Origin of the sequence: Priestia sp. YIM B13491 (assembly GCF_042787605.1) — a bacterium.
Classification (GTDB): Bacteria; Bacillota; Bacilli; order Bacillales; family Bacillaceae_H; genus Priestia; species Priestia megaterium_E.
Genome location: NZ_JBHZOR010000002.1, coordinates 324,497 through 340,279, shown reverse-complemented (window position 1 = coordinate 340,279; position 15,783 = coordinate 324,497). Strand labels below are relative to the sequence as shown.

The 15,783-nt window shown below is 38.4% G+C and carries 18 protein-coding genes; 10 read left to right on the top strand and 8 right to left on the bottom strand.

The features are described 5' to 3' along the window. Positions 1 to 459 precede the first annotated feature (459 nt). The 4 genes from ACFX4E_RS07925 to ACFX4E_RS07910 are packed head-to-tail and all read left to right on the top strand — an operon-like array spanning position 460 to position 5,238. Entirely contained in the window at positions 460 to 2,154 is a 1,695-nt protein-coding gene (locus ACFX4E_RS07925) for a DUF6583 family protein (RefSeq protein WP_060746678.1), read from the top strand. A 14-nt stretch (positions 2,155 to 2,168) separates the two neighbouring features. After that, a complete protein-coding gene (locus ACFX4E_RS07920) occupies positions 2,169 to 3,392 on the top strand; it encodes an ABC transporter permease (RefSeq protein WP_028407842.1) in 1,224 nt (407 codons plus the stop codon). Then, positions 3,389 to 4,531 carry an ABC transporter permease gene (locus tag ACFX4E_RS07915; protein WP_377257935.1) on the top strand — a complete coding sequence of 381 codons (1,143 nt, stop codon included), beginning with the start codon at positions 3,389 to 3,391 and terminating at the stop codon, positions 4,529 to 4,531. The genes ACFX4E_RS07920 and ACFX4E_RS07915 overlap by 4 nt, the downstream gene beginning before the upstream one ends. Continuing rightward, positions 4,528 to 5,238 (top strand): ABC transporter ATP-binding protein, encoded by a 711-nt coding sequence (locus tag ACFX4E_RS07910; RefSeq protein ID WP_060746681.1) that lies wholly within the window; start codon positions 4,528 to 4,530, stop codon positions 5,236 to 5,238. Before ACFX4E_RS07915 ends, ACFX4E_RS07910 begins: the two co-directional genes overlap by 4 nt. 52 nt (positions 5,239 to 5,290) lie before the next feature. Here the strand turns inward: ACFX4E_RS07910 and ACFX4E_RS07905 are convergent, their stop codons facing one another. The 3 genes from ACFX4E_RS07905 to ACFX4E_RS07895 all read right to left on the bottom strand — a co-directional run bounded on the left by ACFX4E_RS07905 (position 5,291) and on the right by ACFX4E_RS07895 (position 7,499). Further along, a complete protein-coding gene (locus ACFX4E_RS07905) occupies positions 5,291 to 6,646 on the bottom strand; it encodes a hemolysin family protein (protein ID WP_013082163.1) in 1,356 nt (451 codons plus the stop codon). 59 nt (positions 6,647 to 6,705) lie between these two features. Continuing rightward, positions 6,706 to 7,071: a MerR family transcriptional regulator gene (locus ACFX4E_RS07900; protein WP_377257932.1), complete on the bottom strand. Its 366-nt coding sequence runs from the start codon at positions 7,069 to 7,071 to the stop codon at positions 6,706 to 6,708. A gap of 227 nt (positions 7,072 to 7,298) precedes the next feature. Further along, positions 7,299 to 7,499 (bottom strand): hypothetical protein, encoded by a 201-nt coding sequence (locus ACFX4E_RS07895; protein ID WP_014461135.1) that lies wholly within the window; start codon positions 7,497 to 7,499, stop codon positions 7,299 to 7,301. A gap of 147 nt (positions 7,500 to 7,646) precedes the next feature. Here ACFX4E_RS07895 and gloA2 point away from each other — a divergent pair, with 147 nt between their 5' ends. The 3 genes from gloA2 (at position 7,647) to ACFX4E_RS07880 (ending at position 9,171) form a co-directional block, all read left to right on the top strand. Further along, complete coding sequence (gene gloA2 / locus ACFX4E_RS07890) at positions 7,647 to 8,045, top strand: SMU1112c/YaeR family gloxylase I-like metalloprotein (RefSeq protein WP_014461134.1); 399 nt, start codon at positions 7,647 to 7,649, stop codon at positions 8,043 to 8,045. Between the two features lie 5 nt (positions 8,046 to 8,050). Next, positions 8,051 to 8,917: a gamma-glutamylcyclotransferase family protein gene (locus ACFX4E_RS07885; protein ID WP_028407845.1), complete on the top strand. Its 867-nt coding sequence runs from the start codon at positions 8,051 to 8,053 to the stop codon at positions 8,915 to 8,917. A gap of 119 nt (positions 8,918 to 9,036) precedes the next feature. Beyond that, a complete protein-coding gene (locus tag ACFX4E_RS07880) occupies positions 9,037 to 9,171 on the top strand; it encodes a hypothetical protein (protein WP_255255733.1) in 135 nt (44 codons plus the stop codon). Positions 9,172 to 9,244: 73 nt separating this feature from the next. On the opposite strand, the gene ACFX4E_RS07875 is transcribed toward ACFX4E_RS07880, so the two are convergent. Then, a complete protein-coding gene (locus ACFX4E_RS07875) occupies positions 9,245 to 10,120 on the bottom strand; it encodes an aldose 1-epimerase family protein (RefSeq protein ID WP_377257929.1) in 876 nt (291 codons plus the stop codon). A 141-nt stretch (positions 10,121 to 10,261) separates the two neighbouring features. On the opposite strand from ACFX4E_RS07875, the gene ACFX4E_RS07870 reads away from it, so the two are divergent. Next, positions 10,262 to 10,708 carry a YndM family protein gene (locus ACFX4E_RS07870; protein WP_016763336.1) on the top strand — a complete coding sequence of 149 codons (447 nt, stop codon included), beginning with the start codon at positions 10,262 to 10,264 and terminating at the stop codon, positions 10,706 to 10,708. 36 nt (positions 10,709 to 10,744) lie between these two features. On the opposite strand, the gene lepB is transcribed toward ACFX4E_RS07870, so the two are convergent. The 3 genes from lepB to ACFX4E_RS07855 form a co-directional block, all read right to left on the bottom strand. Beyond that, entirely contained in the window at positions 10,745 to 11,296 is a 552-nt protein-coding gene (lepB, locus tag ACFX4E_RS07865) for a signal peptidase I (protein WP_013055900.1), read from the bottom strand. Between the two features lie 190 nt (positions 11,297 to 11,486). Then, the gene (locus ACFX4E_RS07860; RefSeq protein WP_060746685.1) at positions 11,487 to 11,822 is read right to left on the bottom strand and encodes a LapA family protein; all 336 of its coding nucleotides are present in this window, start codon (positions 11,820 to 11,822) and stop codon (positions 11,487 to 11,489) included. Positions 11,823 to 12,214: 392 nt separating this feature from the next. Then, complete coding sequence (locus ACFX4E_RS07855; protein ID WP_013055902.1) at positions 12,215 to 12,553, bottom strand: YmaF family protein; 339 nt, start codon at positions 12,551 to 12,553, stop codon at positions 12,215 to 12,217. A gap of 252 nt (positions 12,554 to 12,805) precedes the next feature. Between ACFX4E_RS07855 and ACFX4E_RS07850 the strand changes: the two genes are divergently transcribed. Then, the gene (locus tag ACFX4E_RS07850) at positions 12,806 to 13,213 is read left to right on the top strand and encodes a DUF1259 domain-containing protein (RefSeq protein ID WP_025749486.1); all 408 of its coding nucleotides are present in this window, start codon (positions 12,806 to 12,808) and stop codon (positions 13,211 to 13,213) included. A gap of 212 nt (positions 13,214 to 13,425) precedes the next feature. Here the strand turns inward: ACFX4E_RS07850 and ACFX4E_RS07845 are convergent, their stop codons facing one another. Continuing rightward, positions 13,426 to 14,178: a M48 family metallopeptidase gene (locus tag ACFX4E_RS07845; RefSeq protein WP_028414208.1), complete on the bottom strand. Its 753-nt coding sequence runs from the start codon at positions 14,176 to 14,178 to the stop codon at positions 13,426 to 13,428. Between the two features lie 261 nt (positions 14,179 to 14,439). Here ACFX4E_RS07845 and ACFX4E_RS07840 point away from each other — a divergent pair, with 261 nt between their 5' ends. Next, positions 14,440 to 15,684 (top strand): methyl-accepting chemotaxis protein, encoded by a 1,245-nt coding sequence (locus tag ACFX4E_RS07840; RefSeq protein ID WP_051421047.1) that lies wholly within the window; start codon positions 14,440 to 14,442, stop codon positions 15,682 to 15,684. Positions 15,685 to 15,783: the final 99 nt, after the last annotated feature.

Here is a 15,783-nt window from a genome sequence, read left to right as displayed (position 1 = left end):
TAATACTTTACTCGATTTTTACATCACCGGCATGAAAAAAGCTTTCTTATATTATTTCCCTTTCGAACCAGAACAAAACGCTGCTTTTTTATCATCTTTTCATAAAGGCGTACATAGATATCACCTGTATATGATTAAAGGAAAAAGAGATCGACTATAGAAAAGTGCCGATTCGTAATTATTAGGTGTAAATGCTTAAAAATAGGAATATATTGTAATAAACTAAGAAGTTAAGTCATTTACCTATTTTAATAGTTATTGAGATAGTTTTGAATAATTGGTTTTATTTTCAATATATTGGGTACTTAAGTAGAGTACTTTGCACACGATATTGCACCGAAAGACATCGGTTTATCGGACTAATTATTGTCTTATTTTGTCGAAGTAGTAGAATTTATGGAAACCATTCCTTATCATGTACAAAGTGACTAACAAAATACATAGGAGGTTCTGGTGTAGATGAGTGAGAAAGATCAAAACAGAACAACAGACGAAACAGCGGCTTCGCTAGAAACAGCGCCCGCTCCCAAAAAAGCGCCGGCTAAATGGATTATCATTTTAGCAGCTTTAATTGTGATTATTGGAGGAGCAATTACATTTGCTACGGTATTTAAAAAATCTCCTAAGCAATTATACTTAATTTCTGAAGTAAATACGTATCAAAAAGCAGCTGATGAATTAGAAACAAAGTACAGTGAAACGATGGCTTATCAGGAAAAAGCGATGAAGCAGCCTTCTACTACAAATGCTACTATCAAAGGCGGCTTTAACATGGATTCACTTTCATATGATCCAAGCTTTAAAATGATTCAAGACCTTATCAGTAAAGCTGAAATTAAAATTAAAGCGGAACAAGATCCGAAAAAAAGTGAAGGATACGGTTCACTGGCTCTTAATATCGGCGGTTCGAAAGCGCTTGACCTAGAAGGTTTTCAAACGAAAGAAAGAATAGGCTTTAAAGCTCCGATTCTAGCAAATGAATATTTCTATTTAAACTTAGACGAATATGGACAGGTAGCGCGTAAGTTCGATCCTTCTTATTCTGGTCCTGAAACGCTTGATATTAACACAAGCAACGTGAGTTTAGAAGATTTAAAGTTAACGGAAAAAGAAAAGACTTACATTGCAAAAGAGTACGGAACGTTCATTTATGATCAGCTAGACAGCGATTATTTTACAAAAGAAAAAAATGTGGATTATAAAACAAATGGCAAAACGCTTCAGTTAACAAGCGTGACGCTTAACATGTCTGATAAAGAAACAAAACAATTTATGGATAAGCTTATTGCGAAGGTAGCAAAAGATGACAAGCTTCATACCATCTATGCAAATCACGTATCTAAGCTGTTTAAATCTTCGGCAGCAACGAATCCAGAATTAAAAGATATGGCAGATCCAAAAGAATTGAAAAAATCAGTAAAAGAAAGTCTTCAAGACTTCCAAAAAGAAGCAAAAGATACGACTTACCCTGGCGGTGTTAAATCAACTGTGTACGTTCAAGATGATGTTGTGGTAGCTCGCGATATGGACATGGGTGTAAAAAATGCTTCTAACGATAAAGGCAAACTTAACGTAGTGACTAAAAATATTCCGTATGAAGATAACAAAACGGCTAAGCAGTTTAAAGCAGTTCTAACTGATAGCACTACCGATGATGCGTTTACGTTTGATATGAAAAATGACGTAACAACGGAAAGTGAAAAACGAAAAGAAAACATGTCTATTCATTTGTTAACAAAAGATTCAAAAGATGAAGACACGAATATGACGTTTAAAATGGATTCAGTAATCAATGGTAAAACCGATGCGAAACAAACGGCTGACCGTACTTTCTCTTTAGACTTAGGTGATCAAGAAGATCTAGTAGTAAACGGGGAAGTAAAGCAGAATCAAGCAATAAGTGCTTCAAAAGGAAAAGCAGATTATTCGTTTGATATTCGTACAAAAATAGGACCAAAAGCAGATCCGGCAAACGTTACGTTAAAAATTGACTCTGCTTCTCAATTAAAAAAATCAGCAGCTATTCCAGAGCTTGACGCATCTAATGCGACAAACGTAAAAGATGTAACGCCTGAAGATATGCTGTCAATTCAAGAAAATTTCGCTAAAAATGTTCAAGGTCTCATGATGAATATGGGAACCGCTGGTTACTAAAAGGTGCAAAGCAGATGAAGATATATTTCTCTTTGACTCTTTTTACATGTAAAGCTCTATTGAAAAATATAAAATCTCTCATACTGCTAATAATGATCCCTGCTCTGTTTTTATTTGGAGCAGGGATCATTATTAGTCAGAGCATGCAAGGTGAGGAGAGAGTAAATCGGTTCCCCGTGGCAATTGTGGATAAAGATGATACTGCACAAACCAAGTACGTCATCGAACAGCTGACTGAAGGTAAGCTTCGCAAAATCATGAAGCCTCTTTACACGAATGAACAGAAAGCTAAACAGCTGCTGCAGCAAAATAAAGTGGCAGCCATTGTGACGCTGCCAAAAGGTTTTAGTCATGATATTGCTCATGGGAAAAATCAGCCTTTACACGTCATTGGAAATAGCAATAAGCCGCTTCAGTCACAGCTCTTTCGCTATGTGATGGAAAGTGCAGCCGACTACACATCAGCTGCTCAAAGCGGTATTAATACGGTTGATACCTTTTTAGAAAAAGAAAATGTTTCCGATAAAAATAGACGCGCAGAGTTTAAGAAAAGCTTGGTGACGTTTGGGCTTCACGTGTTAGATCGAGGAAGTTTATTTGATGAACAAATAGAAACGAGTTTCTTTCAGCAGGATATGAAGCAATATTACGTCCTGTCTTTTGCTGCTTTGCTGCTTATGATTTGGAGCTACGGCGGCTGGCTGCTTGCTAGTGAAACGCAGACTTCTCCCGTGCTGGCTCGAATGAAAACAAGAGGTGTATCATTTGTCCACATTTATTTAGCGCAGCTGACGGCTCTGTATGTTCTTTTGCTACCCGTATCCGTCGTTTTGTTTGGAAGCCTCCTTAAAGGATTGAAACTTCCTGTAACTGGTACGTACGGAGAGCTTTTTTTAGGGGTAAGCGGAATTTTGTTTGCTTTTTTATGTTTGTTTTTACTGCTTCGGGTTCTTTTTTTATCACAAAAAGCTTATCAAATAACCGGTTTGCTGTTTATTTTGCTGAGTGCGATTTTAAGCGGACATGTTGTGCCGGTCGTCTATTTACCGGACTGGGCGAGTGGTTTCCAGAAATGGTCACTCAACACCCGTGTCTTGGAGCTGTTATTTTATGAGTTTGATGGATATAACACAAACGAAGCTTTTCTTCACCTTAAGCCTATTCTCATTACGGCAGCAGGAAGTTTTGTTCTTGCTGTTGGCTACGTGATGACTTTGCAAAGGCGGTGGAGAAAATGATCAGTGAAAAAATAAAGCAGCTGCTGAAGCGCCCTATGCTTGTTATTATGATTTTCTTTTTACCTTTAATAGGAACGATTATTAGCAGCTCGTTTTTAGCAAAAGTACAAAGTGATTCGAAAATACCTGTTGCTCTTGTCGATCAAGATCACAGCAAAATGTCTAAACAAGTGATGGATCGACTACAGAAAACAACAGAAATTCAGTTTCTTTCTCTGAACGAAGAACAAGCGAGAAAGCAGCTGGCAAAAAATAAAATTGACAGCATTTTTATGTTTCCTAACGGATTTCAACAAGAAGTAGAAGCGGGGAATTATCAAGGGGTCATTGATTTGCTCACGCTGCCTTCTTCCGTTGCCACAGAAGCGGTTCGAGAAGTTGTGGCGAGTGAAGTGACAAGGTTAACGACAAATGTTAAAGCGGCAAATGAAGTGCGTTTTTTATATAGAGTCTATAACATTCATGCAGAACCGGATTTATGGAAAGAAGCGTATCGTTATACTGATAACCAGTGGAAGCCAAAGCCGCTGATGACAATTGATTACGAGGCGCAAGGAACGAAGCATACGAAGCAAGGGAACGTTCAAATGACCGGATACGTGCCGCTATGGGGATTCTTTACGCTTTTACTTTGCTGCGTCACATCAGATTGGATGATTAAAGAGCGGAAGCACATTTTCAAACGAATGAAAACAATGCAAAAAGGACTTTACGGTTATATTCGAACCGTCAGCACCGCTTATGCTGTGCTATACGTGCTTCAAGCTCTCATAAGCTTTACTCTATTTAAATGGCTTTATGGAGTAGAGTCTTACGGTGTGCTGCTGTATATGTGTATCTATGTGATTGTGTGCGTTGCTTTTAGCACGTGGCTTGCAAGTGAAAGTCAGCGAGTTGGATCTTATTATATGATCAGCGTTGTTATGGTCACAGGACTCAGTATAATAGGAGGGAGCTTTTTCCCGGTAGGAGAGCTTTCTGCAACGATTGAAAGAATAAGTCAGTGGCTTCCGCAGCATCTGCTTCTGTATCAGCATGCACTGCCGCTTACGTTCATTTGGAAAGAGATAGCTGTTTCCATTGCATGTATATGTTTGTGCGCGTTTAAACTAGTGTGGAATGTGAGGAGCATCAAATGATTGAAATTAACAATGTTAGCAAAACATACGGAAAAAAACGGTCATTAGCAAATGTTACGCTGACCGTAGAAAGTGGAGAAGTCATTGGTCTTTTAGGACCAAACGGCGCTGGTAAGTCGACGCTTCTGTCTATTTTGTCTACCATTACGGCTCCTTCAAGCGGGAAGGTCACGATTGGAGGCTTATCGCTTAAGAAAAATCAAAAAGCGATTCGAGAAGTCATTGGCTACGTTCCACAAGACATAGCGCTGTGGGAAGAGCTTAGCGTAAAAGAAAACATGAAAATGTGGAGTAAAATGACTTCACGCTCTCTGTCGAATGAACAGCTTCAGTCTCTTTGCTCAGCTGTACAGCTCGAAGGAAGATGGAAGGAAAAAGTGAAAAATTTATCAGGAGGCATGAAGCGAAAGCTAAACATAGCCGTTTCACTTATTCATGAACCGTCCGTTTTGTTAATGGACGAGCCGACGGTCGGAATTGATTTGCAGTCCAAGCTTGAGATCATTCGTTATATTAAACAGCTGGCGGCAAAAGGAAAAACGATTATCTATATTACCCATGATTTGAATGAAATCTTAGACGTGTGTCATCGGTTTGCGGTCTTAAAGGAAGGAAAGCTGGAATTTGTCGGCACGATGGACCAAGCGAAAGAAAAGACTGGGGAAGAGGCAGAAGAGAATGTTGTGTACAAGCTGCTGCATGATTAAAGTAAAACAATAATAAAAAAAGAGCCGCTTTATAAAGAAGCGGCTCTTTCTATTATGCTTGTGTAACTTCTTGTTCTGGTGAATGACTTTCAGGCTGCACGCGTTCTTCTTCAGGAAGGGCACGTACTTCTACTTCTTTCATTTGGTGACCGTCCATTTCTTTTGCAATAAACTCGTATCCGAAAAGTTTGAACGATTCGCTTTCCTGGATATCGATATTTTGCATTAGCATCCAGCCGCCAATTGTATCGATATCGTCGTTTTCAATTTCGATATGAAGCACTTCGTTGACTTCTTCAAGCAGTACTTTTGAGTTAAAGACAAAATGCTGATCGCTGATTTTTTGAACAAGCGGCTTTTCATCTGTATCAAACTCATCTCGAATTTCTCCAACGATTTCTTCTAAAATATCTTCAACGGTAACGATACCAGCCGTACCGCCGTACTCGTCAATCAACACAGCCATATGCGTACGTTTCTTTTGCATCGAGCGCAGTAGGTCTTGAATCGCTACGGTTTCAATTACTTGAATAATAGGATTCATATAAAGCTTCACGCTTTGCTTTTTTAACGCATCGTTAATTACGACATCGTTTAGAATCTCTTTGACGTTGACTAAGCCGATAATGTTATCTTTGTCTCCGTCAACGGTAACAGGGTAGCGAGTGTAGCGATCTTCTACAGCAAGCTTTAAGAAATCTTCAATGCTGTCGTCTTCAGAAACAGCTGAAATTTCTGTTCTTGGTACCATGATTTCGCGAGCAACACGGTTATCGAATTCGAAAATGTTGTTCACGTACTTATATTCAGACTGGTTAATTTCCCCGCCTTTAAAACTTTCTGATAAAATAATGCGCAGCTCTTCTTCACTGTGCGCAAGTTCATGCTCTGAAGCTGGCTTTAATCCAAACATTCCAGTTAATAAACGGGCGGAACCATTTAGTAACCAAATGAAGGGGAACATAATTTTATAGAATAAAATTAACGGACGAGCAAACAATAACGTAACTGTTTCAGCTTTTTGAATCGCAAATGTTTTTGGCGCTAATTCACCAACGACTACGTGAACAAACGTTACAAGCGCAAATGCGATAATGAATGAAAGAATATGTGTTAAAGATGCAGCAACACCCATTTTTTCAAACAGGGGTTCTACAATCTTCGCAACAGTCGGTTCTCCTAACCAACCGAGTCCTAAAGCAGTAATCGTAATACCAAGCTGACACGCAGATAAATATTCATCTAAGTGTGTCGTCACGGTTTTAACCGCATTCGCTCCTTTTTTTCCTTCAGCAACAAGTTGATCTACCCGTGAACTACGAAGCTTCACAATTGCAAACTCTGAAGCAACGAAAAAAGCAGTGAGTACAATTAAAATCGCAAAAATAATTAAGTTAATGGTTATCAATGAATATACTTACTTTATAATGCTATAAAGTAAGTAAACACCTCCTGTAAATAATAAATTTACGACAGCAGCAGCAGTAAAGAGTGCAAAAGAGTGACGCTTTCTGGTGAGAGCCGATTCATCATTACTTTTCGATCTTCTTCATTCAGCTTTTCCATAAGCGGTGCAAATTCTTTTAAACTGTCGTTTAGTACGTAAAATTTGGATGCTAATTCGTCTTTGGAGTGGCTATTCTCGGATTGCTCTATAGAAAATAGAGAAGAAATCTCTTCAAGAGAACGGCCTTCGCTTTTTAATTTTTCAATTAAGTAAAGACGTTTCAGCGCTTCTTCGTTATAAAAGCGATAGTTAGAAGCAGAGCGTTCTGCTTTTAACAAACCAATGTTGGTATAATAGTCAACCGTGCGTTTCGTTACATGTGCCATCTCTGCAAGTTCGCCAATTTTGTATGTCGCAACCCCATCAGAATACCACCTCCTTTAACTATGTCAACCATCACGTGATGGTTTTTATCTGCGTAACTATTTATCTTTTATCCTATCGTAATTAAGTATACGCGCGTAAGATCAAAAAGTTTCATTTTTTTATTAGCATTCAGTATATCTCAAAATAAGGTAGTTTGACAAAGATTTTATAAAAAAACTCGCTTATATTAAGCGAGTTTTTTAGTAGGATGACGTACGATAATGTGCATGCGTTCATACACATATTGAATACGTTCAGTATATTCTATGAACTCAGGGCTCATTGGAGATAGCTGATCAGCAATACGGTGCATAATAGACGCTTCTTCTTTTAACGAATCTAAATTTTGAGTTCGGTCAATTCTTGCTTTAAATGTTAACGAAATCATGTTATTCACCTCGTTGTTATGTTACTCGTTATGAGGCGCTATGTCCGTGACTTTTATCACTCTCGTCAAAGGTGATAACGTAATTATTTGATGTTTGCCGGCATTTTGTGTAGGATGATTAGAAAAGGGTTTTTATGGGAGAATGAAATGAATTTAAAACGAATGCACCACGTAGCCATTATAGGAAGTAATTATGAACGTTCAAAAGCTTTTTATGTAAATGTGTTAGGATGCAAGATTATAGAAGAAACATATAGAAAAGAAAGAGATTCATATAAGCTAGATTTAGAAGTAGCTCCTGGCTATCAAATTGAGTTGTTCTCGTTTCCAAATCCGCCACAGCGTCCTTCAAGGCCTGAAGCGTGCGGCTTACGACATTTAGCTTTTGCGGTTGAAAGCGTAGAGGATTCTAAGCGTGAACTAGAGCAGCAAGGGATTGATGTGGAACCTATTAGGGTAGATGAACTAACGGGAAAAAAATTCACTTTTTTTGCTGATCCAGACGGGTTACCGCTAGAGCTTTATGAAGAGAAAGAGGGGGAATAAGGAGTATGTGCAATTATTTATTTGTATACGGAACGCTTCTTGAAGGAGAAGGTAATCACGGATTGCTGCATCATGCGCGCTCTATTGCCAAGCAGGCAAAAACGAAAGGGAAATTATATGACACAAAGCAAGGCTATCCTATGCTCGATATCGACAGTGAACATATTGTATACGGAGAAGTATATGAAGTGACCGATCAGCTTATGTGGAAGGCTCTTGATGAATTAGAAGGATACATTCATGAAGGTCATAAAGACAATGAATATGATAAAGTTGTGCAAACGGTTGAAACGGACCAAGGTGAATTTGAAGCCGTTGTGTATGTGGCAAGCGATCGTTCGCTGCTGCACGAATTTATCCCGAGCGGAAACTGGCGCGTGTGGAAAGAAGATTTATTAGAAGGTATGCTGTATTTCGCTTACGGTTCATGTATGGATAACGATCGTTTTATTAAGCACGGGGTGGATCAGCATTTCCAAGACTGTCTCGGCAGAGCTGTTTTCAATGGCTATACGCTTCGATATAACCACGTTATTCATGACGGAGGACGTGCAGACATGGTTGAAGAAGGCGGAGTCGTTGAAGGCAAATTGTACCGCGTGCCGCCTGAAGCCATTACGTACCTGTATGGCAGAGAAGGCGTAGATAATAACGGCTATCGTCCTGCTATTATTTCTGTCGAGCATGAAGGTAAGATGGTGGATCATGTGCTTACTTTTTTTGTGTTAAATAAAGAAAAAGAAGTCGCACCTCCCGATCACTATTCGACTGAAATTATTCGAGGAGCAACAGGTGTACTCAGCGAAGAATACGTTCAGAAGCTAATAGAGCAAGTCCATGCGCTAAAAAATAGCGATGTTGTAAATAACTAATATAAAAAGAAGCAGGGACAAAAGCAGTTTAGTTAAAAAAAGCTCCGAACGAGTAATCGTTCGGAGCTTTTTATTGTTATGGTGAACGCAGACTTAATCTATTTAACTGCTTCTAGCTGTTGATTGGAGGGCAAGGCGAAGACTCCTGCGGGAAAAGCGGAATAGGTGAGACCCCGCAGGAGCGTAAGCGACGAAGAGGCTCAACAGCCGCCCGCGGAAAGCGAAGTCTTGCACGGAAATCCACAGCGGTCTAACAAGCAGTCCAGATCATTGATCCCATTTGTTCATCTTAAGATTGGATTGATTGTGTTATGTTCTCTGTTGCCTTTAGCTAAAGGCAACAGAGAACTCTGTTTGAAATACACCGTCTTTTGATAAACGGTTGATGCCTAATTTTTCTTTGAAATTTCCGTTGTGATCATGCGTATCTGCAATTCCAAACCAAGGTTCGATGCAAAGAAAAGGAGCGATTGTATGATTTTCTGCATCATACTTTGACCAAATACCGACATACGGGAAATCATTAAACTGAACGTTAATTTGATTTTCATTAACCGCAGATTTAATCGTAATTCCGTCAATATGGCTAAAAATTAACGCATCATTTGCAAATAAATCTGCGCTTAGCGGCAGCTGATGCACATTTTCTGCAGCTCCTTTTTCATGAATAAGAGCGTCTTTTAATATAAATTCCTTCGGCGTAGTTTCAGAAGGCTCTATTTCTAAAAAGTAATCAGAAATCTGCTCGTTTTCACGTAACGGAATACGAAAAGCAGGGTGGGCTCCAATTGAAAAATACATATCGTCTTTATCTTCATTCACTACTTTCCACTGAAAAGTTAATCGGTTATTTTCCAGACGGTAGCTGATTTCAACTGAACATTCAAACGGATATACGTCTTTAAAACGGCCGTTTGTAGCAAATTGCAGCCGTGCCGTTTCGTTTGTTTGTTCGATCACGCTAAAAGCAGAATCACGTAAAAAGCCGTGCTGCGGCAAAGAGTATTCGCGCTGATCAACGGTATACTGATCATTTTTTAATCTGCCTACGATTGGAAACAATACCGGGGATACTCGTCCCCAATAAGCGGGGTCTCCGCTCCACATGAACTGCAGGTCTTTTTCTTTATGAAATACTTCTACAACTTCCGCTCCTTTTTCTTGAATACTTACTTTCATTTTGCTATTTTCTAGTACAATCATTACAACATCTCCCAAATCATTCTTGTACGCTCGAGCAGCCTCAAGCGTACTGGCTTTGCCTATATTATACCCTTCTTGGCAAAAAAGGTATTAATTTCCCTATTTTTGTTCAAATTAATATAGAAAAAGGAGGGTTCAAATATGAATCATGCAACATTATTGCTCATTAAATTTGCAGCGGCACTTATTGCGTTTGGTATAGGCCTTGATTTGTTTTTTGATGCAACCATCGGAGATATTATTTCTTTTAGCTTGCTAACGACAGTTGTGACATATTTAGTAGTGGATCGAATTGTACTGCCTCGAGTGGGCAACCGTGATGCCATTATTGTTGAATTTGTTCTAACCTATATGAGCGTATGGATTTTTGGAACATTGTTATTAGACAGCTACGTTCAAATTGCTTGGGGAAGTATTATTTCTGCAGCTATTATTACATTTGCCGAGGTTTTTGTTCACCGCTACTTATTCAACCATATTGAAACGAAACATACGGCGAGAACGCGTCCCGCTTTTAAGCGAAAACTAGCGTATGACACAGAATTTGCAGAAGAACAGCATGTAGAAAACAAGGAAAATCCAAAATAAAAAGAAAGCTCACTTTTGAGCTTTCTTTTTTATGTGTTAATGCATAAAAGTCATTTCCTTTAAAGGCCAGTATTTCATATTGACTTCTCCCATGATCGAAGAAATCGGAGTGAGGCCAAAATGCCTGCCATCTCGGCTAATGCGTCTGTTGTCACCTAGCACTAATACGTATCCATCCGGTATCGTGCCGTCTGGAGACAGTTCGTACGTGGAAAAATTTTCAGTGAATCGCTCGTAAGCAGGAACTTTGGATAAATATTTATGGAGATGCGGTTCTTTTTTGACTTTGTTATTTATATACAGAACATCATCTTTGTATTCGACCGTTTCTCCTGGTAAGCCCACGATACGCTTTACTAGAAAATCACTGCTGTAGGGAGCTTGCAAAACGACAATGTCAAAGCGCTCCAGCTTGCTGTGTTTGTTAATAATAATTCGATTGCCTTCGTGCAAAATAGGCTTCATAGAATCGCCTTTTACAGTGTAGGGCTGAAACCAATAGTGCTGAACGACAACAGAGAGCAAAACGGTGCCGAGGATGACGCTTGTGTATGTAAGAATTTCACGCTTTATTTTTTTATTGACCATAATGGATGAACACCTTCTTAACGGTAAGACTGTCAATTTAAGTTTTTCATAGAGATATAACAGTGTTGATTGTACCATTCAGAACTAAAGTTTTCCATATCTATCTATTTATGCGTATATGCCAAAAATATGCTGGGCGGAACAAAAAATGAAAAGAGCCGCTATTCTCTAGAATAACGGCTCTTCTTTATTATAACTGAGCGCGCTCAGTTCGAGTAGCTGGTTGATTTGGTTCTTCTTCCACAACAGGCGCAACAGGCTTATGCTGCTTGACTTCTTCTTCCAGCTCAGCAATTCGCTTGTTTTTCTGTTTCACTTGTCCTCTTAGTTGAACAATTTTCACAAAGCTCAATGAAGCAGCAACAACTCCTCCAAACACGGCCGTTGTTAAGATAATTAAAATAAGAGGCCATTTTTGTGAACCAAATACATAGTTAAATTGTACAGGATCGTTGTTAATTACAGCTAAAACAGCAATGATAAGAGCAAATATAAGTCCTAAAATAAAAAAGCTCTGTCCTTTCATAAGCTGCACTTCCTTTCTTTACATGGTCATTACAACTTTTATAGCGTAACCACTCATCTTAAGTGTTTGCTATCTTGCTTATAGGTATACGTATCCACATTTAAACAAAATCAAACATTTTCTTGATTATATATATCTTTCTTTCAAAACACAATATATCGATTGGTGTAGAAACTTTGACATGTCCAAAGACCTGGTATGTCGAACTTTTGGAATAAAGAGCTCGCATATCCTTTTTTGCTTAAGCAGAGGGAGAGACTGGCATTTAACTCATATATGCACAAAGAGACCTTTATCTATTAAAGGTCTCACTTTTAATAAAGGGGTATAAACACAAGATGAAAATCAGTTCAGAAGCTGAGACTTTGGCTTAATTGCATTAAACTATTTCATTATCTATCGCCCGGAGCAGGATGGTCTACACCTTTGACATGATGCCGATGCTGGTTGTCTTCGCTGGTATAAAAGTCATAATAGTGAACATGCATACCGTTGCCAATGGGAATAGCGGGACCAGAGTAGGCTTTGTAATGATGTGTATGTCCGTCTTCAAAAACAACATAGCCTTCTGTATAGTGAATGTGGCTTCCATCCTCGCTTTGAATTGGAGGAGACGTTACATCGAGGCACTGATGGACATGTCCTGACGCAACAGAAGTGTAGTCCACTGAGCCATGATTATGATGAGGAACAAACCCTGAAATAAAATCATCCTTGCCTATTTTTTTCATTTTACTTCCCCCTATAAATTCAATTTAAAAAAACTGCTTAAGTAAATTTTTTAAATGGCATCTAAATTTCTCTGTTTAGTTAAATTCAAAAATACATGCTATTGATATGAACAAAGAAAAATAAATATGACTTTTGATAATCAGGATTTATAAAATGGGTAGTTTTCCTGTGTGTTTGCCGTTTCTACTTGATAACTTTCACATATATTTATTAAGGTAGGACAAGTTATTACAAGAGAGGAAGTCAGCATAATGAGTTGGGAAAATAAAAAGAGTCTATGTCAGGAGTTTGCGAGAATTCTAGGTGGACAAGGCAGTTTAGATGAAAATGGCGTTTGTTTAGTACAAAAATTTAGGACGATTCGTTTTAAAATTTTAGGGCGTCCAACACGCTCTCCGTTAGTTACTCCTCAATTTTTTACTTTTGAAGATTTAGATAGCAAGGGAAGAGCGCTAAATCTAGGTGAAACCGTGCTTTTGCAAGAAGAGGTAAATCCATTATTAACGGAGCTTAGAAAAAGAGATATTAAGGTTACGGCCGTTCACAACCATTGGCTATTTGAAGAGCCGAGAGCAATGTATATGCATTTTGAATCTGTAGAACCACCGTTAGATTTTGCACGAAAAGTAAGAGAAGCGTTTAAAGTATTAAAAGGATAAGAAGCAGTTTTTTATAGAATCAGTTTATTCTTACTTACTGCTTTTAAAATTAGATTAATAAAACTTTAAACATGTATATTATATATTGGTTTATAAACTGCGCTTGAATGAACCTATCAGATTAACTAATTTTTGAGGAGTGAGATTATTCGGGTACTTCTATCCAAATAAAAAAAGCACGCGTTCGCCGCGTGCTTTTTTTATGTATAAACTTAAAATGCGTTTAGGGTGTTATCGCTTAACCACTGTTTGCGTTCAGCTGCATCTTCGAATAACTCATCTGCATTTGTAAATTGAGAAGCAATGACATATTCAATTGTTGCAAGAGGAGCTGTTAGCAAACGCCAGTTTAATACGATTGTATTATCTTGAGTCGTAGCGTATTCTTCGCCTAACTCGTCCCACTTAACAGATTCAGGAGCATTGTCAGCTGCTTTTTTAACAGATTTCAAAGCTTCTTGGAATTTTTCACCTGCGCGGCCTTGGTACCATTCTGTTAATAGTTGTCCAATACCTTCATTTGTTTGCTGCTCGTTCCAGCTTTCAGGTACTGTAGCAATGAATTTTGCACGGAATGTCATTTCAGCCTTTGCTACATCTCCACGAACGATGTTTAAGCGGTATTGACGTCCTAGGTAAGGGAATTTGTCTCCCTCTTCAAAAGAACCAGTTTTAGCTGCAGAAGCTGCTGCTTTAGGAGCCTCTTTTTTAGCTGTTTCTTTTTTTACTGCTTCTTTTTTTGGAGCAGCTGGCTTTTCCTCAGCTGGCTGTGAACCGTTTAGTTGTTTTAAAATCCATGTTGCTTTGCGTGCGATAATTGAACGCACATTGTTTTCATTAAGACCTCTCGGGATAATAACTTTTACCCCTTCTTTGTCACAAATTTGCACCGTGATATCGGTTCTATTTGGAACGACTTCAATTTTGTAGTCAATTGTTTGATTGCCTGTTTGATACGTATACATAAAATTTTTCGTACTCCTTTCTACAAATCTTCATTTTATAAGCAAAGGTAGAGTTTGGTCAAATGAAAGAATAATCAGACAGTTATCAACTGCTGTTGCAGCGCCTTGCAGAATGATATGTATTCCAATGTTTAGTGGAAAAGCGCCAATAATAATTGTTTCAATTCTTCTTTAGTTTTTACAAAAAAATATAAAAATATGCCGATACTACTAATATAGATTAGACATTCTATGTCTTTAGATTGTATAGGGGATGAAAAAATGAAAAAAGTTTTTCAAAGTTTACGCATGAAAATGCTATGTATGATTGCAGCCATGGTGGCCATAACATCTACTGTAATTGAAGTAACAAATTATTATCTTATTGTGAAACAAGAGCAAGCAGCTTCGATTACGCTAGTGATTACATTTCTGTTTGTTTCTTTTACAACTACCGTGTTCTATTTTATCATACGTCGCTACATAATTGCGGTTGAAAATTTGTCAAAAACAATGAAAGGGATTTCAAACGGTGATTTATCTGTAGATGTTGTTCCTTTGAAAGGGAAAAATGAGATTAGTACACTCATATCTTCATTTAATGAAATGATGACTCACATGAGAATGCTGCGTCAGAAAATAAGTAAAACAAAGAACACGGTCAGTCATTCCTCAGAGCAATTGCTTGCAAGCATGGAGGAAACAAAAACAGCTGTGACAGAAGTTACGATGTCTATTCAAGAAATTGCTGCGGGTTCTGATAAGCAGTTGCTAAATGTGGTTGAAACCGAGCAAGCTATGGTGGATATGGCCAAGCTGCTTCAGAAAATGACTGATCATTCTTCAAAGGTACAACAATCGATGAACAGAGCCTCTGAACATGCTTCCACTGGCAATGTTTCGGTGAAAGAGGTGACGAATCAAATGAATAAAATCTATGAATCAGTTAAGATATCCACCAGTGAAGTAAAGGGACTCGAAGATCGTTCTACAGAGATTGGACGAATTATTGACACGATTACAAGAATTGCTGAACAAACAAATCTTCTTGCACTTAATGCTGCTATTGAAGCTGCAAGAGCTGGGGAACATGGAAAAGGTTTTGCTGTAGTAGCAGGGGAAGTACGTAAGCTAGCGGAAGAATCTAAAACGTCCGCTATACAAATCAGTCATCTGTTAAAAGAAATTGAAGCGCAGGCAAAGCAGGCTTATCAAAACATGGAAGTCAATACAGAAGAAGTCACACTTGGGATTGCCACTGTCGAAGATGTAACTGAACAATTTTCCACAATCATGGAAGATGTCTTTGCTGCTCAAGAACAAATGAACAAAATGACAAGGGCAACAGGAGAGATTGATGGGTATTCGTTCAAGGTAATGGAGTCTGTCATGGGGCTTTCAGAGGTTGCCAAACAAGCAGCTGCTTATGCTGAAGAAGTAGCAGCGGCTTCACAGGAGGAATTAGCATCTATAGAAGAACTTGTAGTGTTGGCAGCTAATTTAAAAGCTACGGTAAGTGAGTCCTAAAATTTGTCTTGATATGTAACAAATACGCGCAGAAAACTGCGTGTATTTGTTTTATTTATACCCTTTATAGAAAACGATAAATAGAATTGACACGTTATA